We start from the raw sequence: 26,825 nt of genomic DNA on the forward strand, positions 1-26,825 counted from the left end.
GAGCATAAATTAATATTATAAACCCTCGTAAATTTCTTTCTGAACAACTCAATTTTGGTCATTTTCAACATCATTTTTTTGTATAAAAAAATACCTATGTCACTTTCACTTAAATATTAATGCATTTAAATTTTTAAAAACAGCGTCTTAAATTACATCGACTGAAAAAGAAACAAAAATGTAAAAATCCAAGTAAACAGCTTGTAAATACAAACATCATATGTTTAACTTGGTCACAAGTTAAACAAAGCTCTGAAACGAAATTAGGATACCAGGACGTTCATTCATTATATCTGTGGCGCTTAACTAACAATAAAAACAGACAACATCATCACACACTGGCATTGGGGAAATCGATGCCGATAAACAGGAGAGCACACAATGCAGCATAACTTTAGGTTATCAGCAGTCTCTGCAGCTATTATTGCTTCGCTTATTTCATCATCTGCTTTTGCACAAGAAGATGAAGAAAAAGAGAAAATAAAACTACAAAAAGATATCGAAATAATTGAAGTCCAAGGGATCAAAAGTAGCTTACGAAAAGCGGTAAACGCAAAGCGCTTTTCCGACAATGTAAGTGACTCAATTCATGCTGAAGATGTAGGTAAATCAACAGATCAAAACATCGCTGATGCACTATCTAGAGTAACAGGGGTGAGTATTCAAGAAGAGGGCGGTGAAGGAACTCGTATATCAGTACGTGGTGCAGGGCCTTCTTTAAATCAAATATCAATGAACGGTGTAGCACTTACCGGTGGACTAAGTACCGATGGCTCTAGTGCGGGTGCTACTAACGATAACAGTGTTGATTTAAGCTCTTTTTCGTCAGATATATTGTCATCTATCGATGTAATTAAAACATCCTCTGCTGATAACGATGAAGGCTCACTCGGCGCAAGTGTTGTGCTTAGAACTGTAAAACCGCTAAATTTAAATAAACCACGCCGATCTTTTACAGTTGAAGGGCGCTACAACGAGTTTTCTGATGAAAGTGATTCACGCATTAATTTTAGCTTTTCTGATAAATACTTCGACGACACCTTTGGCTTTATTATAACCGCCTCTAAAGATACCCAAAAAACACGACAAGATCGCATCAATACCGATTGGGCTAACGGCGCAATTCCTATTGTTGATTTAGATGATGCGACTGGCCGTACAGCACATGACACCGTTACAGGCAAAGCAATCAGGGTACTTGGCAATCAACGTGATACTGATGGAAATAAGCTTTTTGGAGAAAATGGAGAAGCGTTATTAAATCCACTGAGTTCACTTAATAATTACGATCCTGAAACGCAAATATTACATGAAGGTGATTTATTTGTTTTAGCCCGTGAGGTTATTGACTTTACATTGAATAATGATCAACGAGATCGCTTGTCAGTGTCTACAGGTTTTCAATACCAACCAACAGAGTCACTCGATATTCAGCTAGATGTAACTCATACAGAGCAAGATGTATTAACCGACAGTCAACGACTGCGTTTAAATATGAGCCCTGTTGCACCTTTAATTTATGCAGGTGATGACAACACCGCACTAAATGGCGTTGATTTATCAACCAATACATTAGAGCAATCAAGTAGCCGCTCTACAGGTGGTAACTTTGTTCGCTCCTACGGACTTAGAGAAATTGATACTAATGTAGCGTCACTTGATATTGATTATCAGGTAACTGATTCATTAAATATGAATGTAAGAGCTGGTTTTTCTAAAACAACAGATGAAACACCAGACGATGATGAGAAAGATCGTTTTATCTCTATTAGTACAGCTACATGGGGCACGGCAGGCAGGCAAATAGTTGAATCAATGCCCGATGGTAGCCACGAAATGGTTGGCTACGACTGTGGCGGTAATGGAGAATGTAGTTACTCTACAGGGGTTACACCTGCTGAGTTTGATGCGTTTGATGGTACGTCTAATGCAGTATACAGCCGCTTTAATCCGTATGACATGCAGCACAATCACTTAGGTAGTTTAGTGCTTCGTAAAAATAAATTAGCGGATACAAACAAGTCGCTTTTTGTTGATTTTGACTATGCGCTTGAAGGCGATTTTATTAGATCGCTCGAGTTTGGAGTTAAGTGGTCAAATCGTAAAAAAGATGTCTCTATTCAAAATAGAGCAACTACAAATGGCAGTGATTTAATAGATTTAGAAGACCCAGATCAAGCGTTTGAAGTACGTGGCCTTGGTACAATTCGCTTAGCCGATATAGTGGCTGATAGTGCCTACCCTTACGATAACTTTGGTGAAGATATTCAATCAGACCGCTCTGCACAGTTTTTTAATGGCTGGCCGTTACTAGATGCCGAAAAAGCGCTTGAAATTGTTTCAGGTAAAGATGCAGGCGAAGTAGGTATACGCGAAACCATTACAGGCAGTCGTAATATTGAAACCGAAACAAAAGCCGCTTATTTTAAAGCAAACTTTGAGCTGATAGATGGCAAGCTAACAGGTAACTTAGGCCTTAGGTATGTAAAAGATGACACAACAGCAACAGGTGTAGGCGGTATTAACTATACGCGTTTTCCACAAATGGTTGATGCGTACAATTTGTTAGTTGAGCGTGGTTTAGCAAATACAAATTTAGATGCCTGCCCGGCAGCTGTTATGGGGATTTCTGACACGGGTCAGCCTGATCATCGTTACACTCCAGCAAATGATGCTGAGCTACAAAACTGTTGGGCATGGCAAATCACCCATGCGTATAACCGCTCAAACCCTGCTACTTTCCCTGTTGATCCGCAAACGGGTCAGTTTGTAATTCCTGGGGCTGATGGCAACACCGGGCTGGGTGTAAATCAGCAAGTGTTTGTAGATGAAAATGGCAACATTATAGCTAACAATGCACTACCTTCTCTAATCTACGACAGTAACGGAAATTTAGTTCCAACGTCAGCTAATGCGTGGGCACACTTTGCAAGTAACGGACAAATTTGGCCATTTTTAGACAGAACAACCTCATTTACAGGAACACAAGGTAGCGGACGTGAAGTACAAGACCGCATTGCATGGGTAACTAAAAAAGGCGGACACGATGCTTATTTACCTAGCTTAAACTTAAATTATGCAGTTAACGAAGAGATGATTGCACGTTTTGCCGTTAGTAGAACAATGACGCGTCCTCGTTTTGATTCATTAAACCCACGTACACAAATATTTGAGCAACAATGGGACTCTGCTAATGGCTCTGCAGGTAATGCAAATTTAAAACCGCTTAAATCAACCAATCTCGACTTGTCTTATGAGTGGTACTTTAGCGATTCTGGCTTGCTGTCGGCAGCGTTCTTTTACAAAGATATGAAAGACTTTGAAGAAACTGTTGTTGTTCCGTATCACTACAAAGACGTAAGAACTGAATACGATTTGCAAACAGCCGATTTATTACTTGATTACGATGAGAATAGAGCACCAGGTGGCGAAGAAGATTGTATGCCACTTAGGCAAGTTGCGGGCTTTTTTGACCAATGGCGCATTGAATGTGACGTTGTAAACGTAACCACAGTAACCAATGGTAAAGGCGCAGATATTAAAGGCGTTGAACTAGGTTACAACCAAAACTATGACTTTTTACCAAGTTATTGGGGTGGCTTAGGTTTAAACATGAATTATACCTACCAAGATTCAGAATCTGATCGTCAGCAGGTAGGTAATACCGATATATTTTTAAAACCACTACCACAACCTTACACTCCAAAGCATTCTCTAAATACAACACTGTATTGGGAACAAAAAGGGATTCAATTACGTTTAGCGAGTCGCTACACCGGGGAGCAATTAGTTAACCGAGGTTTAGTTGGCGGCGCTACATGGCAAGAGGCAACCCATCGTTTGGACTTTAGCTCAAGTTATCAAATTAATAAAAACTTTAGCTTAACTTTTCAGGCACTTAACTTAACGGATGAAACTAACCGAATTTATTACACCAGTTCATTTACGCGTAATGCGTTTGAAGCTAACTCGCAAGAGGTTGTGCTTGATGAAGGCAATGCAATTGAAGATGGCAGTGTAACTACTTCGCGTACAGCATCAGTTTGGAAAACAGGTCGTCAGTTCCGTGTTGGTCTTCGCGGTACCTTTTAATTGAGAAACTATTAGCAGCGGGCCATCTTAGGAGCGCTGCCTTACAAATTTTGGAGAGTAAGATGAAACATAACTTACTAATAAAAACAGCAATTAGCAGTGTTATATTTTCAGTATTAACAGGGTGCGGCGGAACGGATGAAGGTTATGATCCACAGTTCAAATCTGATTTAGCACTTGTAATCGATACCGCAGTGATCACGAGCACATTAAATGAAGAGTCCGGAGTTCAAGAAATTGATTTACTGCAAGGCGTAACAATCGACGGTAAACCAGTCTCTGAGTCAGGTGCAACCATAAACGTAAGTGAATTAGAGTATGTGGCTAATAATAATTTCACTACCCCACAAACAAGTGCTAATACCATTGCGTCACACCGAATTTCACCTTTCACGCAATCAAGTGATAGCACTAAATTAGTTGTAAATACCGATGCGTTTTCGGCGGCATTAAGACAATGCGACCAAACCGATATAAGAGGCGCTTTAGATGGCGATGGTAATCCTATTGCTGATGGTAACTTAGACTTTCCGAGCCAAGTTATTTATAACATTACATATTCTATCAATAATGGTGCAGCTATTGCTGCGGGCGGGGCACTACCTACACGCACATTACAATTAACTGTCAATGCGATTGATGATGTTGTAACTGAGGTCAGCGTTTCGCCGGTTGAAATCCCTGCCGGTGGTCAAGCAAGTGTATTCGCATCAGCGATACCAAGTTACGCGTGTAACCCCGCACTTATTTACTCAATTGCAGATGAAGATATTGCAACCATTGATGAAAATGGCCTTATTAGCGCTAAAAATACCGGTGAAACGACTATTACAGCCACAAGTGTTGATAACCCCGAAGCTTCAGCAAGCGCCACACTTACAGTGACAGGTGCTTTTAGTCTTGCAATAACAAACGACGATAAAAACGAGTTAGGCGCTTCTTCAGGTAACAAGGACGTTCCAATCTGTGTGGCCAGTGGTGTAGAAGTGCAGCCGGCTTTACTAAACGCAGAGTTAAGCGGCGAATATACTTTTGATTGGACACTTAACGATGAAGTTTCATTTACTAAAAGCTTAACCGCCAAAAGTGGCTTTGGGGAAGTACTTGCCGTTAAAGCACCTACAACAATAGACAACTCAAATACGGTAACGGTTGAACTTATTGATGGCGATACAGCAAGTACACCTTTATCACTTATTTCGCAAAAAAGTATTACGGTTAATACCGTTAATAACCAAATGTGTGAGCCGGGTGTGTCAGATCATGAAGCAGGCTTTAACACCGATTTTAATTTAGATGGCGAGGGCGCACCTTACCAAGGTAATGCCACTTATAGCGTATCGGCAACCTCTGTGTCGGGTAATGGTCGTTCGCTTGAAATTATAGCGGGCACTGCTACTCAAGGTGAAGCGAATACACCGTACTCTTTTGCAACTCAGCAAGTTTGGAATAAACAACGTAACTGGTATAGCGCCAACTATGGCCGTGGTGCCGAGTCTGTAGGTAAAACATACCGTTATGCCGTGTGGGTTAAGTTAAATCAAGTTCCAGTTGAACCCGTTACATTACGCCATGTTGTTGTACCGTGGGTTTATGACGGTATACCAGAGGATGCACAAGGCTTTACAGGGCGTTACTCAGAAGCTGGCTTATTTAGCGCAGCACTCGCAGCTACTACGCAGTGGCAATACATCGAGTTTGTAGAGGATTCAACTAATAAACGCGACTGGGCTATTCCAGCACCATGGAGCTCAATTACCGATGTGTTTACCCTTTGGGAAGTGTATGGACTGCCAACGGGTGATTCAATCTTGATTGACGATTACGCCGTTACACGTACCGATATTTAAGCGAGTACTAGACGCATAACATAATATTAATTAAAACGGCTTTAAACTAAATAGGTTTAAAGTCGTTTTGTTTGCTTATAAGCCACTAAAAATCTATAAGCCACTAAAAATCTATTTATTTACGTATTAATTTTTAACTTTCACACAAATTTACATACAAAATAATGAGACATCATGAACAACACACAAAAAAATATAAAAACACATAAATTGACGCTCACAGCAGCATTATTGTCGGTAATAACCATTGGCGGTTGTAGCAGCGATGCGACGACTAATATGCAAAAGCTTCCCCAAACTAAAAATAACCTACTGCCATTAACCGATCCGCAGAATACCGGTAAATGGGTTTTAAACACCCAAGTAAGTGATGAATTTGAAGCCAGCACTATTGATGAAGAACGTTGGTACATTGTGGGTAAACTAGAAAACGGTAAACCTGTTTATAAGCACCCAGATAAGCCAAATAAAAAAGTATGGAAAGGCCGCGCACCTTCGCAGTTTTCGGGTAATAACTACCGATTAGAAAATGGCAAACTAAAGCTAGAAACACGTTGGGAACCCGACTTTCCTTTTGAAGAAAAAATACATAAGCCTGTGTTTGGCGATGCACTTAAATACGAAAATCTTACAACAGCATGCTTTATTGGCAGAAAGTCATTTCAGTACGGATACATAGAAATTAAAAGCAAAGCGGCTGATGCACAAATAAGTAGTGCATTTTGGTCTATGGGTGAAAAGTTAGAAGTTGATTTTTTTGAACTGTTTGGTGATTCACTCGATCCTAAAAAAGACCACATTGACAGTGAATTATGGTGGTCAATACGCGATTGGAATAAAAAAGTAAAGGGTAAACCCACTTACACAGAGCGTAAAGACTTAGGTTTTAGAGTAGCCGATGACTTTCATGTGTATGGAATTGATTGGAGCGCTGATGGAATTAAATATTATGTTGATGGTAAGTTATTTAGCGAAGTATCTGCTGCACAAGCTGATGCCTGGGCTAAAGAGCACCGCGGGGTTGATAAAGGCTATGTGGCCACTAAGCCATTATTTTTATGGCTTGATCAGGAAACTTTTCCTTGGCATGGCGTACCAAAAAGTAAAGAAGATCTCGAACGTAATAGTCCAGAAGGTAAAAAAGATGATGGTGTAGTCGACTTTGAAATTGAATACATCCGTGTTTGGCAGAAAAAACCATTACAGTCGGTTAAGTAAGGAGTGGATTAAATGAAAAAAAATATTAAGCCATCAAGCACATTATTTTGTTTATCACTGATTGCTTCAAGTATTCTGCTTTATGGGTGTAACACTACTCAAAAGGTAAGTAATGAAACGCTAAGCGACAACAGTAGTAATAAAGTAATGTTTAGCGAAGCGCAAAATATTATCCCATTTGAGCCGCTATCGCGCCGTAAATGGGATAGTGCGCTGATTGCTGACTTTGATAAAGATGGCTACCAAGATGTGTTAATTACAGAGCATACAAAAGAAGTAAAAATATTTTGGAATAATAAAAATAATACTTACTCGGCTCCCCAAGTTATTAAAAAAGGGGATACACATGGAATAGCAGCGGCTGATTACGACTTAGATGGTCGAATAGATTTAATAATCGCCCAAGGCGGAGGTGGAGGGCTAAAACCGCGTTTACCTGTATCGTTTCAAATAAATCATGATCGCACTGTTGAAGGCGGAAAAACATTTGATGATTTTGAACGTACACGCGGACGTGCGGTTAAATTAGTTGATGGTAATAACAGCGGCGTTCTAGATTTAGTACTTTCTGCTTTTCCATTAAATAGGCAAAAAAAGGGAGCGAACCATATATATAAAAACGAAGGACATAATCATTTTAAGTTTGTCGATTACTTACCTAATGCTAAATGGCTTGGTTATAAAATCTTAGTTAGTGATTTTAATAATGACGGGCACGATGATTTATTTTTTTACGGTGGAGATGACATTATTGCAGTGCAGAGCAAATATGATTTAGGCTATAAAAATAAAAGTAAGGCTGTATTAGGAAATAACCGCAATATTAGTCATGTAAGTAGCATGACCGAAATCGACTTTGATAATGACGGTGATTTTGATTTATTTTTAACGCGCGCTAAACATCAATTTGAACAACACACCTTTTACGACGCTCAATCTCAAAACTTTGCTTTTTTTGCTCGTAACGAAGCATTTAAATTTGAAGACTTTAAAATTTCGGGTGACTTTGAAATAGAAAACCTGCAAATGGCTTATCCTCATTTTAATGTGTTTATTGGTAAAAATAGTGCGCCTTTAACATTAAAGGGGCACGGCGGCAGTGAACGTACGGTACATGTAACGAAAGAGCAAGCTGCTGGCTGGCCTAAAAAACTACATAAAAAAGGTTTATATATAGGTTACTTATGTAACGATACCTGGCGTGTCGCGGGGGATACTAAATCGCCTACAGCGGGTGTTATTAAAAGAGTGACTAATTCACCCAAAGTAAAAGGGCTTGAGCCATTACCAGCGGTATTATTAGAAAACCAGCATGGTAAATTTGTTGATGCAACAGCCAAGCTAAATATCGACCTTAGCGAACCTACAACAAGTGCTGTAGCTGGGGACTTTAACAACGATGGTTGGAGCGACTTATTTGTATTACGTTATGGTAACCCCGCAAAAGCCAACGAGCAGGTACTGTATTTAAATCAGCAAGGACAAGGGTTTGAGGCTTTACAAAATCATGGCCTTATTTCAACTGAGCTTGGAGCAACCGGGGGGAGTGCACAGGCCTTTGATTACGATAATGACGGTGACCTTGACTTAATCTACTCAAACGAGCGGGGCCGTTGGCACCTATTTACTAATAACAGCGTTTTAGACGCACAGCATAATTTTTTAGTCACTAATATTGGATACTCACCTAACGCTGGCGTGTCGGCATTGGGAGCTACTGCGACTATAAAAGCGTGTGGGCAAACTTATAAACGTGTTGTAGGCGCAACGAGTGCTGGGTTTTCTCAAAGTGAAAATAACAAGCTACACGTTGGTTTAGGTATGTGTACACAGATAAATAATGTATCGGTTCGTTGGAGTAATAATGAATATATAGATATTAGTAATGCGGTTATAAATGATGCTAACGGTGAGTTAATTGGAGGAAAAGAGCCGCTGTAAGTAATTAAATTTAAATAATAAATTACAGATATAAAAATAGCGCTTATTAAGCGCTATTTTTATATTGCTAGTTCAATTAAAAGCTATATTGAACGCTTGCACCCACATAACGACTCCAGTCACGAGGATAGAATGCTTCCCCAAAACCTTCAGAGTTTATACGTTGACGAGTAGTGTACGACTTATCAAATAAATTTTTAATGAATACACTAAACTGTAGGTTATCTTTGCTTACACTTAAATAACCATCCCATATGCTTGACGATGGATTTGCCGATTCGCCAAAGGCAAGTTCATTAATTGATTGCGTATGGCTACCATTATAACGCCAAACTGCACTAGTATTTGCTTTCCAGCCAGTATCAGCAATTTGCGTATTGTATGAAATAGTACTTAAAAATTGTTGCTCAGCATTATTAGGGAAAGATAAACCCGTTTGATCAAAGCTCTGACGACCTGTTGAATCAGTAGTACAGCGAGAAGCAAGTAAACCACCATCACCAGCAGGACAATTTATAGGTGTATCAGCAAAGTTTTCGAAGCGTGCATCAAAGTATGCGTAGTTAAATGACCACTTTAATTTATCTGATATTTTAACCACTACATCGGCTTCAATGCCGGTTGAGCGCGCTTCATTTGCGTTTACGTAGCCTGCAAAAACAATATTATTTTCTTCATCTATTGTGCGTGTTGCGCGTACTTGATAGTCGTCAACCCTCATATCAAAGTACGTAAAGTTGAACAATAAGTCATTATCGAAATAAGCAGATCGTAACCCCACTTCAAAATTTGATGAGTGTTCAGGATCGGTCGGGAAGTTGTCTACATCCGCAGGATCTGTATTTGTTGTTACAAAATAAGATGCGCCTTTATAGCCGGTAGAATAATTTACATAACCGCGAATATCAGCGGTAAAGTCATACCCAACAACTGCTTTATATATAAAGGCGGTATCTGAGTTGTCAAATTTTGTTGGCGCATCTTGGCGCAAAATAAGCGATGGATCAGTTTGAGCAAGTTCTAATACTTCATCAAACGTTTCCATTCCAACACCGGTAGAAGGTGTTGCCAGATCTGTACGGGCAAAGGTCGCATTACTTTTTTCGTGTAATAATCTAAAGCCAAAAGTAGCATCTAATTGCTCAGTTATTTGATATTCAAGTTGTCCAAAAATAGCGACGTTTTCAAAACCAGTTGTAAAATCACCACTATTTAGTAAACGAGAAGGCGTCAATAATGAGCGGTCGTCATCGCCAGTGGCTGCATAATTAGCTAAAAAAGCATCTGTTGACTGTCTTGAATAACAACCAGTTAATTCGCCTCCTTCAATAAATCCTCGATTACCTGCAATACAGCCATCGCGTACCTCTGAGCGTTGCCCGTCAGTATCATGGTAAAAAAGGCCTAATACCCAATCAAACTTTTCATTGTTAAACGATGAAATACGAAATTCTTGTTGAAGTACATCTACCGATTCGTTTCCACCAAAGGCGGTACGCTCTACAGGGAAATTAATAGTGAAAAATGCTGAACTGTTATATAAATCAAAATCTCTGTAGCTACCATTATAGCTAAGTGTAATCTCATCATTTAGGTAGTAATCAGCAGATATAGAAAAGCCAAAATTCTCTGTTCTACCAAAATTACCTTCAGCGTTTCGTGATGTAACTGGGCCGCCAGCTTCTTCAAAAGTAGACTCAGGATTAACACGGTTATAAGTGGTGCCTTCAATAGTGCCATCGTCTTTTACATTGACGATTGGGCGAGGACCAAAATCTGGATTTATTCCACCTAAGCGAGTAAGAGAGCAACAGTTTGTGTCTGTCTCTGAATATTCTAAGCGAAATAGAACGTTTAGTTCTTCACCGTTATCGTATAAAAGTTGGCCGCGACCAGCTTTCGTTGTTTTTGCGCCAATAGTGTAATCTTCTTCACCAGGCATGGTGTTTTTTATCCAACCATCAATATCACTGTATTGCGCGTTGAATCGAGCGGCCCAGTTTTCGTCAAGTGGTACATTTACAGTACCGCTAAAATCAGTGCCATCAAATTCAGTAACTTGTGCTCTAACCGTGCCTGAAATTCGGTCATCTAATTGCGGCTTTTTAGTTACATAATGTAATAGGCCTGTTGATGTGTTTTGGCCAAATAAAGTGCCTTGCGGCCCGCGCATCGCTTCTACACGCTTTACATCTGAAATTGGTAAATTAAGCATTGATTGACGTGGTAGCACTTCGCCATCTATAACGACTAAGTTTGAGGACTGTAAGCCAATGGAGTTTGTAAAAGTGCCTATACCACGTGTTTTTAATGTTGTAGTTCGTATTTCACTGCTGTCATCAATGCCAAAACCAGGTAAGTAGGTGACTAAATCAAACCCATTATCTATGCCAATTTCTTGAATTAAATCACCGCTTAGCACTTCGATTGAAGAGGGAACTTCTTTTAATGCTTGATCGCGTTTTTGTGCGCTTACTAAAATAACTTCAAAATCGTCTGAATTGCTTTTAGCTTGCTTTGCGGTTGTTTCTTCTTGTGCATATGCAGTGTGTGTGAAAGCTGATAAAGAACAACATGCAAGTAATATTGCTGTATGCAATTTACTGTGTTTAAGCATTTTAACTACTCCGTTTCTTCATAATTACTGTGTGTGCAGATAATGCAACGGCAGTATCTGTTATTTAGAATCAGGCTAATTAAACAGCGATCCTTAATTGCGATAAAGCTATAAGCAATCAAGAAATGTAAATAATCAGGAACGATTCATTCTAACAATTTAAACATATGATGTTTGCAAGTGCAATGTGTTGATTACTTGTTTATTAAATGTTGCTTATAATATTGAGGTTATAACCTTGTATTACCGTTTAAGTAACACAAGATTATTAAGTTAAGTGTTTGAATTTTAATCTCTAATCTAAAGTACAGATTCAGAGTGAAAAATAATTTATTTTCAAAAAATTATTTTAAACGAGAAAAAAAGTGGTAATCCTCAGCATTTTTAAGCTTTTGAGCAAAGCTCATTCCTAAGGTTTTGAGCTGCTGCGCATTATTATAAGCACCAATCTTGAGCTTTAATTCACTCACGGCCTGGGCTGTTGAGCCAATGCTATCAAGTGCTAAAAAGTACAAATAAGCGTATTGCACGTTATTATTCTCAAGTGCCATTGCGTGTTTAAACGAGTCAACAGCAGCGGGTTTGTTACCGTTTCTAATAAGCGCCATACCGTTTGCATAATGTAGCGGCGCAGAAGTAGCTACTGCCTTTAAACCACTATTCAATGTTCTTTGCATTTGTACTGTTTGACCAAGTCGATAATAAATGTCGGCTAAATTCACATAACTTGCATCAAAGTAAGGGTCAACGCTAATGCCTTTTTGTAACGACTTTATAGCGCCGTTTATGTCTTGTTTGTTAAGCGCGAGCATACTTTGATTGATGTTACCTTCACCGCGCCATGTATTTACAGTATTAGCGTGTGCAAGCTCTATAATTGATTGATTAAGCCCATTTAACTGCGCTGTTGTTTGGCTTAGGTTTTGCGCTGCAGCAACACGCACCGACTTTAATTTGTCGGTTAATAGTTGCTTATAGCTTTTTAAGCGCTCTGCTTCGGGCAGCAAAAAGCCTACTTTAGCAATCGCCAAGCGAATAAGCGGAAGCGGTGAATTAACCCAGCTTTTTACTGTGGCATCGTTTAGCTCAGCCCCTGAATCGCCTAAATAAGCAATCGCACTGGCGCGATCTATTTCGTTTAACGAAAAGTCATTAATTAAGCTCATATGTGCATTTTGCGATATGGCTTTTAATGAGCGCAACTCAAGCATACTGTGCTCGCTTGCACTTAATGCCGGTGCTTTACCATGCCATTTTTCAAGCGTGCTTGCTGCCCATTCGTTTGTTTGGCTGTCATGGCATTGCACACACGCATTGGGTGTATCGTATTTTATTGATATGTCAGGGCGCGGAATTTTAAAGCTGTGGTCGCGCCTGTCATCAACGCCCATGTATCTGTTGGTTGGCATATGGCAGTTAACACATTGCGCCCCGGTTGATTGTTCTTTATGACGATGATGCTCGGGTTTGTTGTATTCGCTGGCACTGTGGCACTGTAAGCACAGCCCATTCGTTTTTGTTTTAACTTTCATGGTGTGTTTATCGTGGCAGTCAACACAGTTAACCCCGGCTTTGTACATTTTACTTTGTGCAAAAGAGCCAAACACATACACTTCTTCTTTAATTTGGCCATCGGCGTGATACAAATTTGGTTCTAAAAATGAAGGGCTAAATTGGTCTAAAAACGCTTGGCTGTTATCAAAACCATCAGTAAGCGGGCTTCTAAGCGAATGACACGCATAACAGCCTTGCATAAAGCTGTTATCGCGAGGCTCACCTTGCCAAGTAGCAATTTTGTTATCGCCAATTATTTTCCACTGCGACATATTGGTAGGGCTTGTTTGAGCTGTCTTTATTTTTTTTTTAGTTTTATGTTCATCCGTTATATCGCTGTGGCACGATTTACAGCCCACATTTATATTCGAGAAGTTCGTATCAAAGCTTTCTTTTTCAGTAGTGTAATTACGCTTTAAATTATCTGAGTGGCAATCGGCGCACATGCCGTTCCAGTTTTGTAGAGGTTGCAGCCAATGGAGGCGGTCGTTGGGTTTTACATCCTCGTTAGCGTAGTTGGCGTACCAACGCTGGCCGCCTAGTGATTTAGCGCGACTATCCCATGCAAAAGGAAATACCTGGTAGTTGCCTTTTTCAACTTCAATTAAATACTGTTGCAGTGGGTTAAAGCCAAATACATAACTTACGGTGTAAGTTTTTTTAGTACCTTGCTCGGTCAAATCAATTAAAAAGGCATCTTTTTCTTTATAAAACACGGCTTTTTGGGAAAAGTGGGTAGTAGTTACATTATTAAAATCACCAAGCACGGTATCTTTATTGGCTAAAGCCATTGAACTTGCATGGTCTGATTGTTTCCAATCACTGGTTTGTTGTTGATGGCAAGACTGACACTCATCATTTGCAATCGCTGAAAAACAGCTGCATAAAAAAAGAACAACAAAAAGGCTGTTTTTTATATTTATCATTTTAGAATCCACCTTTAATAGCACACCAATGCATACTTAAAATTAAATAACGGGCCGCAGCTAAGCTCTCAATAAATGGGCTTTACCTTTAAGCTGAGACTGTTATTAGGCTTAAGTAATAGTGAGAAATTGAAAAATTAATTTCAAAATATCATACATCATATGTTTGCAATATTGTTATGTTTTGTTTAGTGTAGCGATATTGTGATTTATAAACGCATTATTTACAACTCAACCATAAAATTAACTAGCCGTAATAGTCTAATATAACCAATATGTTAGCTATGGTGTAATTAATGTTTTTTAGCTATGTGCTTAACTATTATATTAAATAGGAAACTGTGATGAATAAGCTACTTGTTCTTCTTTCTGTATGTTTAGGCTTTTGCGTTAGTGCTAATGCAATGGCAAAAGCACAAACAGAAAAACCTAATATTGTTTTAATTTTTGCTGATGACGCAGGTTTTGGTGATTTTGGCTTTCAAGGTAGTACGCAGCTTAAAACACCTAATTTAGATAAACTCGCCCAAAGCGGTGTCCGTTTTACCCAAGGTTACGTAAGTGATTCTACTTGTGGTCCTTCACGCGCAGGTTTAATGACAGGTAAGTACCAGCAACGCTTTGGCTATGAAGAAATTAACGTACCAGGTTTTATGAGCGATAACTCGGCACTTAAAGGTGCAGATATGGGCTTGCCATTAGATCAAAAAACAATGGGCGATTACCTTAAGGAGCAGGGTTATAAAACAGCGGTATTTGGTAAGTGGCATTTAGGTGACGCCGACAGATTTCATCCTTTAAAACGTGGTTTTGATACCTTTTTAGGATTTAGAGGTGGCGACAGAAGCTACTTTAACTATTCAGAACAAGAAATGAAAAATGGAAACAAACATTTTTTTGATAAAAAATTAGAACGCGACTTTGGTAATTACGAAGAGCCAAAAGAGTACTTAACTGATGAGTTAGGTAAAGAAGCCGCTAAGTATATTGAACAAAACAAAGATGAACCCTTTTTTATCTATCTAGCTTTTAACGCGGTACACACTCCGCTTGAATCAGATCCTAAAGATTTAGCTAAGTTTCCAAACTTAACGGGTAAACGTAAAGAGCTTGCTGCAATGACCCTAGGGTTAGACAGAGCCAGTGGTTATGTACTTGATAAACTTAAAGAGCTAGGTTTAGATGACAATACCATAGTGGTTTTTTCAAACGACAACGGTGGCCCTTCTGATAAAAATGCCTCAAATAATGCACCACTTGCAGGGACTAAATCAAATCAGTTAGAAGGGGGCATTCGTGTACCATTTTTAATTAGCTGGCCAAAGCATATTAAACCAGGTTCTGTTTACGACTATCCAGTAAGCACACTCGATTTACTGCCTACTTTTTATAGTGCCGCACAAGGTAAAGCGTTAGGTAATGATATTGATGGCGTTGACTTACTTCCTTATATTCAAGGTAAAAACACAGCACGCCCACATAAAGTGATGTACTGGAAAAAAGAAAACAGAGCTGTTATTCGTGATAACGACTGGAAGCTTATTCGTTACCCAGACAGACCTGCTGAGCTATACGACCTAAGCTCTGACATTAGTGAACAAACAGATTTAGCAGCAAAAAATCCTGAACGTGTTAAAACTATGTTTAAATCATTGTTTGAATGGGAATTAACGTTAGAGCGCCCGCGGTGGTTATTAAAAAGAAAATACGAAAAATACGATATAGACCGCATGGATAAATACCGTTTGCCAGCAACTCAACCTTAATAACGCATTAGGTAATAATTATGAAAATAGAATCCGTTGAAGCGCTTTTAGGCTGCGTAGGAAAACGTAATCAGCTGTTAGTAAAAGTAGTAACTGAATGTGGATTTGTAGGCTGGGGTGAATCGGGCTTATCAAATAGAGAGCAAGCTGTTATTGGCGCAATAAAACACTTTGCTGGCTTTTTAAAAGGGCAAGATCCGCGTAAAATTGGCCGTATTTGGCAAGAGCTTTACCGTAGCCATTATTTTGAAGGGGGCCGTGTAATTACGGCTGCTATTTCGGCGATTGATATTGCCCTTTATGATATTTTAGGTAAGTCATTACAAGTGCCTGTTTATCAGTTGTTAGGGGGCAAGCAACGCGATCACATAGCGTGTTTTGCGTGTTGTTATACAGAGGCCGATCCGGATAAATTTGACGATTTAGTTAAAGAAGCAAAAGCACTTATTGCACTCGGTTGGACAACAATAAGAGTGATACCGAGCCGTTTTGACGACCCTATATTTTTTGAACCACAAGAGTCTATAACGCGCACAGCGCGCTGCTTAAATGAACTACGTAAAGTACTAGGGCCTGATATTACACTTGGTATTGATTACCATCACAGATTAAGCGTGGCTGAGGCAGCTTCATTTTGCCAACGTTTAAAGCCCGATACACTCGATTTTATTGAAGAACCGATTCGTCATGAATCTCCAGATGCGTATAAAACGCTGCGTACTTTAACGCATATTCCTTTTGCCATTGGTGAAGAGTTTAGTTCTAAATGGGCAGCTAAGCCTTATATAGAACAGGGGCTTACTCAGTATTTGCGTGTGGATGTGTGTAACATTGGTGGCTTAACAGAGGCGATGAAAGTGGCTGGTTGGGCTGAGGCACATTATATAGATGTTATGCCACACAACCCACTTGGCCCTGTGTGTACAGCAGCAACAAATCACTTTGCAGCAGCGCTACCAAACTTAGGCTTAATGGAAACACACCAAGGTCCGTTTAGTGAGTTTGGCGCCCATGATCCACTTCTTTTTCCTCGACAGCATGAATTAACAGGTAATAGGTTTACTATTCCTGAAGTACCTGGTTTAGGTGTTGATGTGAACGAAGCCGCCTTTAGAGCGGCTACCCCTGTAGAAACCGAAGCGCCGCACTTATCAAAGCGTGATGGTTCACATACTAACTGGTAACTTGTTTAGAGAATTAAATGAATACACTTACAGCGACTGTTTTTGATGACACACTAAATTTTGTAGGCGAGGGCCCATTGTGGCACCCGATCACACAAACGCTTTATTGGGTTGATTTTCCAAACCATATTTTGCACAGCAAAAAAGGCGACCATAAAGTTGAGAAACGCTTTGATGATATGGTTACCGCTCTGGCTTGGGTAAACAATGAAACCTTATTACTAGCAAGTGATAAAGGCCTAAATACTTATAATACCAGTACGCATAAGCAGACTTTTTTGTGCAGTGTTGAAGCAGATAAACCTGACAACAGAAGTAACGACGGACGTGCCGATCCGTGGGGTGGGTTTTGGATAAGCACAATGCACGGCGATGCTAAAGAAAACGAAGGGGCTATATATCGGTTTCACAACGGCGTACTTACTCAAGTTGTTAGTGATTTAACGATACCCAATGGTATTTGTTTTGATAAGTCGCGTGCTAGAGCTTATTACGCAGATTCAAAAGCGCAAAAAATTTACCGATTTGACGTCGACTCACTTACGGGTTCGCCAATAGGAGAAAGTGTGTTGTTTTTTGACTATTCAAGCTCAGCTGTATCACCTGATGGCGCTGTAATTGATAGCGAAGGCAACATGTGGATTGCACTTTGGGATGGCGCACGTGTAGATTGCATATCGCCCGAAGCTAAGGTAATTCAAAGCTTGGCGACTCAAACACCTCGCCCTACCTGCCCAGCGTTTGGCGATGACGGTACAACACTTTACATAACGTCAGCACAATGTGGCCTAGAAGATACCCCATTTGATGCTATACCTCACGGCGCTACGCTTGCATTTAAAAATGCGGTAAAAGGCGTATTTGAGCCTTGCGTTAAAATAGATGGCTTTTAATTTTAAGTATTAACTTTAAATATTAATTTTTTGTTTTTTCCTCTTACATTAATTTGATGTGAGAGGAAAAACACATTGCACACATAAACATCATATGTTTATATTGTTTTTACTAATTCTATCAATGTTATTCTTTTATATGTTGTAGAGCACTCATTACCAACACAGTAAAAGTATAAAAATAAAACTAAGGGTAATACATTGAAAGACACACACACACAATCAACAAAAGCAATTAAGTACTCCCTCATTGCAGCATTTGGCGGACTTGTATTTGGCCTAGATGCGGCCAATATATCGGGGGCGTTACGCTATGTTAGTTCGCAGTTTGAGCTAACCAGTTTACAAACAGGTAATGTAGTAGGTTGCGCCATTGTTGGCGTAATCATCGCACTTTTTTTTACTGGTACTCTATGCCAAAAATTTGGTCGTAAAAAGGTACTTGTTGGCATTGCTTTAACGTATTCACTCTCTACGGTTATTTCTGCTTTTGCGGTAAGTTACCCCATGCTGGTTGTTGGACGCTTTATAGGAGGGGTCGCATTTGCCTCTATAACTGTCTCAGCCATGTATATTGGTGAAATTGCACCCGCTAATAAACGTGGCCAATTTGTATCAGTTAATCAGTTGCTTATAACGTTAGGTAGTTTATTTGCGTTTGTTGTTAATTACTTTTTTGTTAAAAACATGGGCTCAATTGAATGGTTAAATGAAGCCAATATTTGGCGTTATATGCTTGGCTTTGAAATTGTGCCTAATATTATTTGGTTTTCGTTATTAATGACGATTCCTGAATCGCCGCGCTGGTTAATGAGCAAAAAACGTGATGAAGAAGCACGCGCTGTATTCAAAGGTATGGGAATCAATAACGCCGATACCGAAGTAGTACTTAATGATATTAAAGCAACCATTCAAGAAGATTCAAAAAACAGTGCACTAGAGCAACTTAAAGTACTGTTTAGTAAGCCTATGCGTTTTGTTGTATTACTTGCTGTATGTTACGCGGTAGTGCAGGGCGCAACCGGCATGAACGCCGTACTGTTTTATGCACCTACCGTGTTTGAACAAATAGGTATGAGCGTCGAAAACTCATTTTTACAAACAATAGTGCTTGGTGCGGTATCGGTATTATTTACATTAGTCGCTATATTCTTTGTTGAAAAACTCGGCAGAAGAACATTAACAATTACCGGTTTGCTGCTTATTGCTGTTGCGCATGTATCAATTTGGTATGGCTTTGAAAACGCCACGTACTCACTTAACAGTGAGGCAATAACCAAAGTTGCAGAGCAAAAAGTAGATATTACAAAGTTGCACGTTTTCGAAAATAAAATATACAGCACCGATGTTGCGCTAAAAGCAGATTTAGCCACTATTTACAGTAAAAAAGAGCTACCAGTTGTTACCGGTGCAATTATTAATGCCTCTATAAATATTAGCCCAGCGTATGTTTTATTTGGATTATTTGCATTTTTAGCCGCCTTTAATATGTCGATAGGGCCAATAATGTGGGTGATGTTTTCAGAGATATTTTCAAGTCGAGTACGCAGTGTCGCGCTACCCTTTGCCGCCTTAGTACAGAGTATTTCTAGCTGGAGTATTCAGCAGTTTTTCCCTTGGCAATTAGAGAACATGGGCGCAGCAAATACGTTTTTATATTACGGAGGCGTCGCTATTGTAGGCTGTATTGTTATGGCATTCATACTTCCCGAAACTAAGGGCAAGTCTATTGAGGCCATTGAACGCGATTTGGTCCCTGAGCTCAATAAATAAGGAATATAACTATGTCATCACGATTATTAAACGAAGTTGCTATTGTCACTGGCGCAGCCGATGGAATTGGAAAAACAGTAGCACGCGTATTTTGTGAGCAAGGCGCTAAAGTGTGTGTTGCTGATATAAATAAAGAAATGGGCGAAAGTGTTGTAGCAGAGCTAAAAAGCAAAGGGTTTAATGCTATTTTTGCTCATACCGATATTAGCGACGAAACGGCTATAAAAAACATGGTTGAAAAAGTAGTTAATGAGCTTGGTAAGCCCAGTATTTTAGTTAATAATGCGGCTTTAATTAGCCCCGGGCGAAACGTAGATGACGTTACGCCACAAATGTGGAGTGATAGCTTTGCAGTTAATGTTGAAGGTATGTGGCAGTGTGCTGTAGCCGTACTTGAGCATATGAAAGAGTTAGGCCGTGGCAGTATTATAAATGTAGGTTCTGTGCATTCTTATAAAATTGTACCGGGATATTTTCCGTATGCGGTAACTAAGCATGCGGTTATAGGGTTAACTAAAAACTTAGCTGTTGAATACGCAAAGCACAACATACGAGTAAACGCATTGTGCCCAGGCATGATAGAAACACCTATGGCGTTTAAGTCGTGGGAGCAAACAGACGATCCGCAAGCTTCACGCAAAGCAATGGGCGATGTACATCCACTAAAACGAAATGGAACAACTGAAGAAATTGCTTACCCAGCCGTGTTTTTAGCCAGTTCAGATTCGAGTTTTATGACAGGGCAAAGCTTAATCATTGATGGTGGCCGTTCTGTAATTTATCACGATTAAAGTGCTTAACTTAACACACTGTAAGGCTCATGGTTTTGAGGCTATTTTGCTAAAAAATAGTGAGCTTGCTATTACACTTATTCCTCAGTTGGGTGCAAAAGTCATCTCTATTGTAAGCTTAAAACACAATAGAGAATGGCTTGCTCACGATAAACAAATCACTTTAAAACCTGCAAAAAATAATGATTTTTCTGAGCATGATAGCGGTGGTTGGGATGAATGTTTTCCGGGTATTTATTCTCAGTTGTACGAACATATCCCCAATAAAACGTATTTCTCACATGATCATGGTGAGTTGTGGTGCCAAGCATGGCAAATAACTAATACCCATATTAGCGATGAAGAAATAATACTTAGCCTACAAGCTGAGGTTTTTGACTCTACTTTTACATTTATAAGAACGTTTACCTTAAAAAAACACAGTAAGCGGCTGCTTGTTGATTACCACGTAAAAAATAACACAACTCATAATCTCCCTTTTGTTTGGTCAGCGCATCCTATTTTTGCCATAAAACCAGAGATGCGTATTTTAATAAATAACAAACATATGGAGTTTAAAGTTGATGAAGGGCTAAGTCATTTTTATAACGTTAATAGTGCCTTTATTAACTGGAGTGAGTTCTCAACTAAAGTCCCTCCGCTAAATAAAGTTATGCCCTATAACAGTAGTTTTGCAAGTAAGGTTTTTAGCAAACACTTAAATACGGGCACTCATAAAGATCAAAGTATAATTGTAAAACTGGTTGATGATAAAGCTCAGCAAAGCTGCGGGTTTGAATTTTCATCAACAAACATAAGTCACTTAGGGCTTTGGTTTAATTACAACGGTTGGTCTGCCAATGAGCAGCTACCCCCTTTTTTACTTGGGATAGAACCTTGTATAGGTAATAACGATTCTTTACACAAAGCCATGGCGAGTGAAGAGGAAGGCTTAATTAAAGGCAATGCTCATAAATCTTGGCATATGAGTTTTTTTGTTAACTAAATGTATTTTGTGTTTGCTCAATCAAACATCATATGTTTAAATAGTTATTATGTATTGAGGCATGTGTGTCTTACTTTAGTCATTTAGCCCTTAGGGTGTTGTAGATAATAATGGAGCGACAGAATGCTTTCTAAACAACTGTATATCGGTGGAAAATTAATAACGAGTGACGCAACGACCGAAATTATCAATCCTGCAACACTCGAAGTTGTAGGCGAAATTTCGGCTGCAGGTATTAATGAGGCAAACATGGCCTTAGAGTCTGCGCAAGAAGCATTTTCAAGTTGGTCAACAACGCCTGCAACAGAGCGTGCTCAATGGATGCTTAAACTGCGTGATGCAGTAATTGCAAACGAGCAACACTTACGTGAATGCGTGCATTTAGAAATGGCAAAACCATGGCAGTCAACCGCTGACGACTTTCAAATGTTAGTTGATAGCCTTAATTTTTACGCTGATGCCATTGTTAATATCGCCGATGAAGAATTAAAAGATAATGAAGGTACGCACAGCCACGTTCTTTCGCGTGAGCCTGTGGGTGTAGCGGCTGCATTTTTAGCATGGAATTTTCCACTATTAAACTTGGCTTATAAATTAGGTCCAGCAATGGCTGCGGGTTGTCCGCTTGTAGTAAAACCGTCAAGTAAAACGCCTTTGTCTGCTTACGCCGTAGGCGAATTATGTGAACAAATCGGCTTGCCAGCAGGTGTGGTTAACATACTTTCGGGCACGGATAGCACCGTAGGCGATGCCATTTCAGCGTCAACTATTCCCTCTGTACTTACTTTAATTGGTTCTACTAATGTGGGTAAGCATGTAATTGCAACAGGTGCTACGTCAATCAAGCGTTATTCAATGGAACTTGGTGGTAACGCACCTGCCATTGTATGTAGCGATGCGAATTTAGATAACGCAGCCGATGTAATTTGTGGTGTTAAGTTTGCCAACGCAGGGCAAATTTGTGTTACCCCAAATCGTGTATTTGTACACGAAAGCGTTGCAGACGAATTTATTGAAAAAGTACTTACTCGTGCAAAAGCAGTAAAAGTTGGTTTTGATAAAAACGAGGCCATTGATATGGGCCCCGTTATGGATGCTAACTCATGGCAACGGATTGATGAGCTAGTTAAAGATGCACAGCAAAATGGCGCACAATTGCAATTAGGTGGTAAAAAACCTACAGGCGTTAATGGGTATTTTTACGAACCAACCGTGCTCACAAATGTTGATTCGAGCATGAAAATATACAAAGACGAAATATTTGGCCCCGTTATTAGCATTATTATATTTAGCGATAACGAACAAGTGCTTAGCGATGCAAATGATACTGACGCTGGTTTAAGTTCATTTATTTTTAGTAGTAACGAAGACACGATTTCTTACTTTGCAAAGCATTTACGTTTTGGCGAAGTTCAGGTTAACGGCATTAAATATAGTATTAATTTACCTCATTTTGGTATTAAGCAATCGGGCGTGGGTGTTGATTGTTCGTTGTTAGCTTTAGATGACTACCTTGCATATAAACGTGTTTCTCGCGCGTTAAAGGTTTAAGGAACAGACTATGAAAATCACACAAATTATTAGCCACGTTTTACAGTACGACCTAGAAGAAGAACTTGGTTATTCTCAGCAGTATTACGCTAAACGTACCGCACATTTAGTAGAAGTACGTACCGATATAGGTATTACAGGTTGGGGCGAATGCTTTGGCGGTGGCGGTGTTGCGTTTGCCAATAAAACAATTGTTGAGCATGTAATTCAGCCTATGATTTTGGGAATGGACCCACTCGACAGAGAAGTGATTTGGCATAAAGTTTATAACTTACTGCGCGATCATGGCCAAAAAGGCATGCCTATTCAGTCTTTATCTGGTGTAGATATTGCTCTGTGGGACATTGCAGGTAAATTTTTAGATCAACCCGTTTATAAGTTACTAGGGGGTGCTTTTAGAGACCGCATTCCGGCTTATGGTTACGGCATGATGCTACAAAAGTTTCCAAACCTGGAAGAGCGCTTTACCGAAGAAAGCCAACGTATTAAAGAAATGGGCTTTACGGCCATGAAAATGAAAATAGGCCTTTCGCCAGACCGCGATATAAAGCTTGTTGAAGCTGTTCGTAAAGGTATTGGCCGCGATATGCGCCTAATGGTTGACGCTAACCATGCATATACAGCGCGCGAAGCTATTCCGCTAGGTCGAGAGCTGCAAAATTTAGGCGTGTACTGGTTTGAAGAACCGGTTGCACCAGAGGATCATCAAGGCTATCGCGATTTATGTGAAGCACTTGATATGAGCATTGCCGGTGGCGAAGCCGAATTTACTCGCTGGGGCTTTAGAGACTTAATTAAGAACCGCTGCGTTGATTTACTTCAGCCAGAAGTGTGTGCGCTCGGTGGTATTACCGAATATCAAAAAGTATTAGCTATGGCACACGCGCATTTTGTGCCTGTTATAAACCATGTTTGGGGCTCGGCTATTGCGGTAGGTACTAACCTACATTTATTGGCTGCATTACCTGATTTACCAGGTGCTGCACACCCAGTACAACCTATGCTTGAGTACGATACAACGCCAAACTTATTTAGAGAGCAGTTGCTGCAAGAGTCTCTAAACATAAATGAGCAGGTTAAAAATAATAACGGGACTGTTGCGCTACCACAAGGTCCAGGCCTTGGTATTGAGCCCGACCTTGATTTTATTAAACATTACGAAGTATCAATTTAATAAATAAGGGCAGAGTTCATGAGCGATAACAAAAGCAACTTACCAGCATTAATTGTGGTTGATTGGGGAAGCTCTAACTTTAGAGCTTTTTTAGTCGATGGCAAAGGCAGTATTTTAGATACTGTTAATGGTGAGCAGGGCGTACTTTGTATTAAAAATGACTGTTTAGAAACCGTATTACTTAGTTATATATCAGGCTGGTTATCAAAACATAAAACGCCGATTATTATGGCAGGTATGGTAGGCGGTGCTATTGGTTGGCAAGATACAGGGTATGTAAATGCGCCAGCTAATCTCGGTAGTATGAGCGCAAAGCTTTGTAAAGCAAATAATAAAGCAGGCTTACAAATTAGTATTGTGCCGGGTGTTAAATACGTTATGGAGAATAATGTATGCGATGTAATGCGCGGTGAAGAAGTACAAGTATTTGGTGCCGTATTAGATGTAGAGCAAACAGCGGGTGAGCTAAGTAACCAAACATTGAGTGAGACTATGTTTTGCCTACCCGGTACTCACTCTAAATGGGTTCAAGTTGCAAAAGATACTCAACGCAAAACGGTTATTACGAGCCTTAGTACGTTCATGACCGGTGAAATGTTTGATTTATTGACTAAACAAAGCATTTTAGGTGAAGGATTAGAGGCACTAGGTAAAACACCAACAGATATGCCAAGCTTTTTAAAAGGCGTTGGTGTTAGTCAAGTTCAGAGCAGTTTATTAAGTGCATTATTTAGTGCGCGTACTTTAAAGCTAGATAAACAATTAACGCTGCAAAACGTACCTAGTTACTTATCTGGTTTACTTATTGGCGCTGAGCTTGCGGGTATTAAAAGTAAGCTAAACGACATTAAGCATGTTTATTTAATTGGTAACTCAAGTTTAAACACTCTGTATTGTGAAGCATTAAAAGAACTCGGCTTTACTTCTTCTATTTTAAGCAGTGCAACTGCATCTACTAAAGGCATGTTTACACTAGCTGTACAGGCCGGTTTGGTCACTGAAAAGGAAACTCAATTATGTCATTAATTTCGTTAACTCATGCTATGAAGCAACTACCGCTGGTTGCTATTTTACGCGGCATTACACCAAGTGAAGTGCTTGATTATGCAAAGGTACTTATTGATATTGGCTACCGCGTTATAGAGGTACCACTTAACTCTCCTGATGCATTAAAAAGTATTAAGTTATTAAGTGATAAATACGCAGATATAGCCATTATTGGCGCAGGCACGGTTGTTACTAAAGACGAAGTTGATCAGGTGATTAAAGCGGGCGGTCGTATTATTATATCGCCGCATAGCGATGTAGAGCTGATCCGTTTTAGTAAATTAAAAGGACTGTACTGCGTACCAGGATTTTATACACCCACTGAAGGATTTGCTGCATTGCATGCCGGTGCAGACGCGCTTAAGTTTTTTCCAGCAGATACAGCAGGTCCAAAAGGCTTAAAAGCAATTACAACAGTGCTTTCGGGTATTGATATTTACCCTGTGGGCGGTGTATCGCCACAAAACCAGGATGAATTTGTTAATGCAGGGGCATCGGGTTTTGGTTTAGGAAGCGGCTTGTATAAAGCCGGAATGGGTTTAGAAGAATTTACGACTAATGCTAAAAATTATGCTGAATATTATCTTTAATTAATTTTTAATTAAATTGCGATAAAACGTTGTTGTGCTTGCATCGCTACTCATCATTCCTCTCACATTAAATGATGAGTTAGCGGTGCTATTTAAAATAAATTAAATATCCATTAACTTAGCTAAATTTGCTTTAGCATCTGCTAAAAGCTTTTCTGTAAGGGCTTGTGCTTTTTCGCTATTACCGGAGGCAATAGCATCAAATACTTCTCGGTGAAACGGAATAGAAGCATGATTACTTTGTGCACTTTGGTTTGTTACTTTAATACTTACAAGCAACGCTGAAAAAATAACGCATTCCATCGAAATAAATAGCTCATTATGAGAAGCGCGTAAAATAGCGCCATGAAAATGTGCATCAGCAATAACAAACTTATCTAAATCGCTTACCGAGCTTTGCATTTCATTTAATGCATCTTCAATGGCTTTAATATCTTCAGGCTCTGCGCGCAGCGCGGCAACACTGGCTGCTTTTGGCTCAAATGCTAAACGAAATTCCATTAATTGAGTTAAAAACTCAGGATTAAGTGGGGCGCTTAAATGCCACGCAAGAACATCATCGTCAAGCAACGCCCAGTTATCACGGGTTTTTACGCGAGTGCCAATGCCTCTGCGTACATCTAAAAGCCCTTTACCAACAAGAATTTTTACTGCATCACGAACAACAACTCGACTTACTTGAAAACGTTCAGCTAAACGGTTTTCATCATCAATCAGTGTGCCAGGAGTATATGTGCCAGCAACAATTCTACGGCCTAATTCTTTAGCTACCTGTACAGGTAAGCTAGGTGACATGGCGCTGCTGCGTCTTAGATCGTAGTATGTTAATTCGCTCATAGTATCTTAGTGTCCGTATTATTTATTTATACGTAC

Annotated in this window: 17 protein-coding genes; 14 read left to right on the top strand and 3 right to left on the bottom strand. The window is 39.6% G+C overall.

The features are described 5' to 3' along the window. Positions 1 to 381 precede the first annotated feature (381 nt). The 4 genes from WNY79_RS03690 (at position 382) to WNY79_RS03705 (ending at position 9,101) form a co-directional block, all read left to right on the top strand. Positions 382 to 4,092, top strand: a complete 3,711-nt coding sequence (locus WNY79_RS03690; RefSeq protein ID WP_342875165.1) for a TonB-dependent receptor — start codon at positions 382 to 384, stop codon at positions 4,090 to 4,092. A gap of 62 nt (positions 4,093 to 4,154) precedes the next feature. Next, positions 4,155 to 5,942: an Ig-like domain-containing protein gene (locus WNY79_RS03695; RefSeq protein ID WP_342875166.1), complete on the top strand. Its 1,788-nt coding sequence runs from the start codon at positions 4,155 to 4,157 to the stop codon at positions 5,940 to 5,942. A 174-nt stretch (positions 5,943 to 6,116) separates the two neighbouring features. Next, positions 6,117 to 7,160 carry a family 16 glycosylhydrolase gene (locus WNY79_RS03700; protein ID WP_342875167.1) on the top strand — a complete coding sequence of 348 codons (1,044 nt, stop codon included), beginning with the start codon at positions 6,117 to 6,119 and terminating at the stop codon, positions 7,158 to 7,160. A gap of 12 nt (positions 7,161 to 7,172) precedes the next feature. Further along, entirely contained in the window at positions 7,173 to 9,101 is a 1,929-nt protein-coding gene (locus tag WNY79_RS03705) for a CRTAC1 family protein (protein WP_342875168.1), read from the top strand. Positions 9,102 to 9,177: 76 nt separating this feature from the next. Here the strand turns inward: WNY79_RS03705 and WNY79_RS03710 are convergent, their stop codons facing one another. Further along, positions 9,178 to 11,718 carry a TonB-dependent receptor gene (locus tag WNY79_RS03710; RefSeq protein WP_342875169.1) on the bottom strand — a complete coding sequence of 847 codons (2,541 nt, stop codon included), beginning with the start codon at positions 11,716 to 11,718 and terminating at the stop codon, positions 9,178 to 9,180. Positions 11,719 to 12,062: 344 nt separating this feature from the next. Next, positions 12,063 to 14,198 (bottom strand): multiheme c-type cytochrome, encoded by a 2,136-nt coding sequence (locus tag WNY79_RS03715; protein ID WP_342875170.1) that lies wholly within the window; start codon positions 14,196 to 14,198, stop codon positions 12,063 to 12,065. A gap of 344 nt (positions 14,199 to 14,542) precedes the next feature. On the opposite strand from WNY79_RS03715, the gene WNY79_RS03720 reads away from it, so the two are divergent. From WNY79_RS03720 to WNY79_RS03765, 10 genes are all read left to right on the top strand, one after another. Beyond that, positions 14,543 to 15,964, top strand: a complete 1,422-nt coding sequence (locus WNY79_RS03720; protein WP_342875171.1) for a sulfatase — start codon at positions 14,543 to 14,545, stop codon at positions 15,962 to 15,964. A gap of 20 nt (positions 15,965 to 15,984) precedes the next feature. Continuing rightward, on the top strand, positions 15,985 to 17,148 hold the full coding sequence (locus WNY79_RS03725; RefSeq protein WP_342875172.1) for a mandelate racemase/muconate lactonizing enzyme family protein: 1,164 nt from the start codon (positions 15,985 to 15,987) through the stop codon (positions 17,146 to 17,148). Positions 17,149 to 17,165: 17 nt separating this feature from the next. After that, positions 17,166 to 18,041: an SMP-30/gluconolactonase/LRE family protein gene (locus WNY79_RS03730; RefSeq protein ID WP_342875173.1), complete on the top strand. Its 876-nt coding sequence runs from the start codon at positions 17,166 to 17,168 to the stop codon at positions 18,039 to 18,041. Between the two features lie 201 nt (positions 18,042 to 18,242). Beyond that, on the top strand, positions 18,243 to 19,814 hold the full coding sequence (locus WNY79_RS03735; RefSeq protein ID WP_342875174.1) for a sugar porter family MFS transporter: 1,572 nt from the start codon (positions 18,243 to 18,245) through the stop codon (positions 19,812 to 19,814). 11 nt (positions 19,815 to 19,825) lie between these two features. Continuing rightward, positions 19,826 to 20,605, top strand: coding sequence for a glucose 1-dehydrogenase (locus WNY79_RS03740; RefSeq protein WP_342875175.1), 780 nt, complete (start codon positions 19,826 to 19,828; stop codon positions 20,603 to 20,605). A 46-nt stretch (positions 20,606 to 20,651) separates the two neighbouring features. Next, a complete protein-coding gene (locus WNY79_RS03745; protein WP_342875176.1) occupies positions 20,652 to 21,590 on the top strand; it encodes a hypothetical protein in 939 nt (312 codons plus the stop codon). A 123-nt stretch (positions 21,591 to 21,713) separates the two neighbouring features. Continuing rightward, positions 21,714 to 23,141 (top strand): NAD-dependent succinate-semialdehyde dehydrogenase, encoded by a 1,428-nt coding sequence (locus WNY79_RS03750; RefSeq protein WP_342875177.1) that lies wholly within the window; start codon positions 21,714 to 21,716, stop codon positions 23,139 to 23,141. 10 nt (positions 23,142 to 23,151) lie between these two features. Then, positions 23,152 to 24,315, top strand: a complete 1,164-nt coding sequence (locus WNY79_RS03755; protein ID WP_024594150.1) for a mandelate racemase/muconate lactonizing enzyme family protein — start codon at positions 23,152 to 23,154, stop codon at positions 24,313 to 24,315. Between the two features lie 18 nt (positions 24,316 to 24,333). Then, complete coding sequence (locus WNY79_RS03760; RefSeq protein WP_342875178.1) at positions 24,334 to 25,341, top strand: 2-dehydro-3-deoxygalactonokinase; 1,008 nt, start codon at positions 24,334 to 24,336, stop codon at positions 25,339 to 25,341. Then, the gene (locus WNY79_RS03765) at positions 25,332 to 25,952 is read left to right on the top strand and encodes a 2-dehydro-3-deoxy-6-phosphogalactonate aldolase (protein WP_342875179.1); all 621 of its coding nucleotides are present in this window, start codon (positions 25,332 to 25,334) and stop codon (positions 25,950 to 25,952) included. The genes WNY79_RS03760 and WNY79_RS03765 overlap by 10 nt, the downstream gene beginning before the upstream one ends. 102 nt (positions 25,953 to 26,054) lie before the next feature. On the opposite strand, the gene WNY79_RS03770 is transcribed toward WNY79_RS03765, so the two are convergent. Then, complete coding sequence (locus tag WNY79_RS03770; RefSeq protein ID WP_342875180.1) at positions 26,055 to 26,789, bottom strand: FadR/GntR family transcriptional regulator; 735 nt, start codon at positions 26,787 to 26,789, stop codon at positions 26,055 to 26,057. Positions 26,790 to 26,825: the final 36 nt, after the last annotated feature.

Source organism: Pseudoalteromonas sp. AS84 (assembly GCF_038900255.1).
Taxonomy (GTDB): Bacteria; Pseudomonadota; Gammaproteobacteria; order Enterobacterales; family Alteromonadaceae; genus Pseudoalteromonas.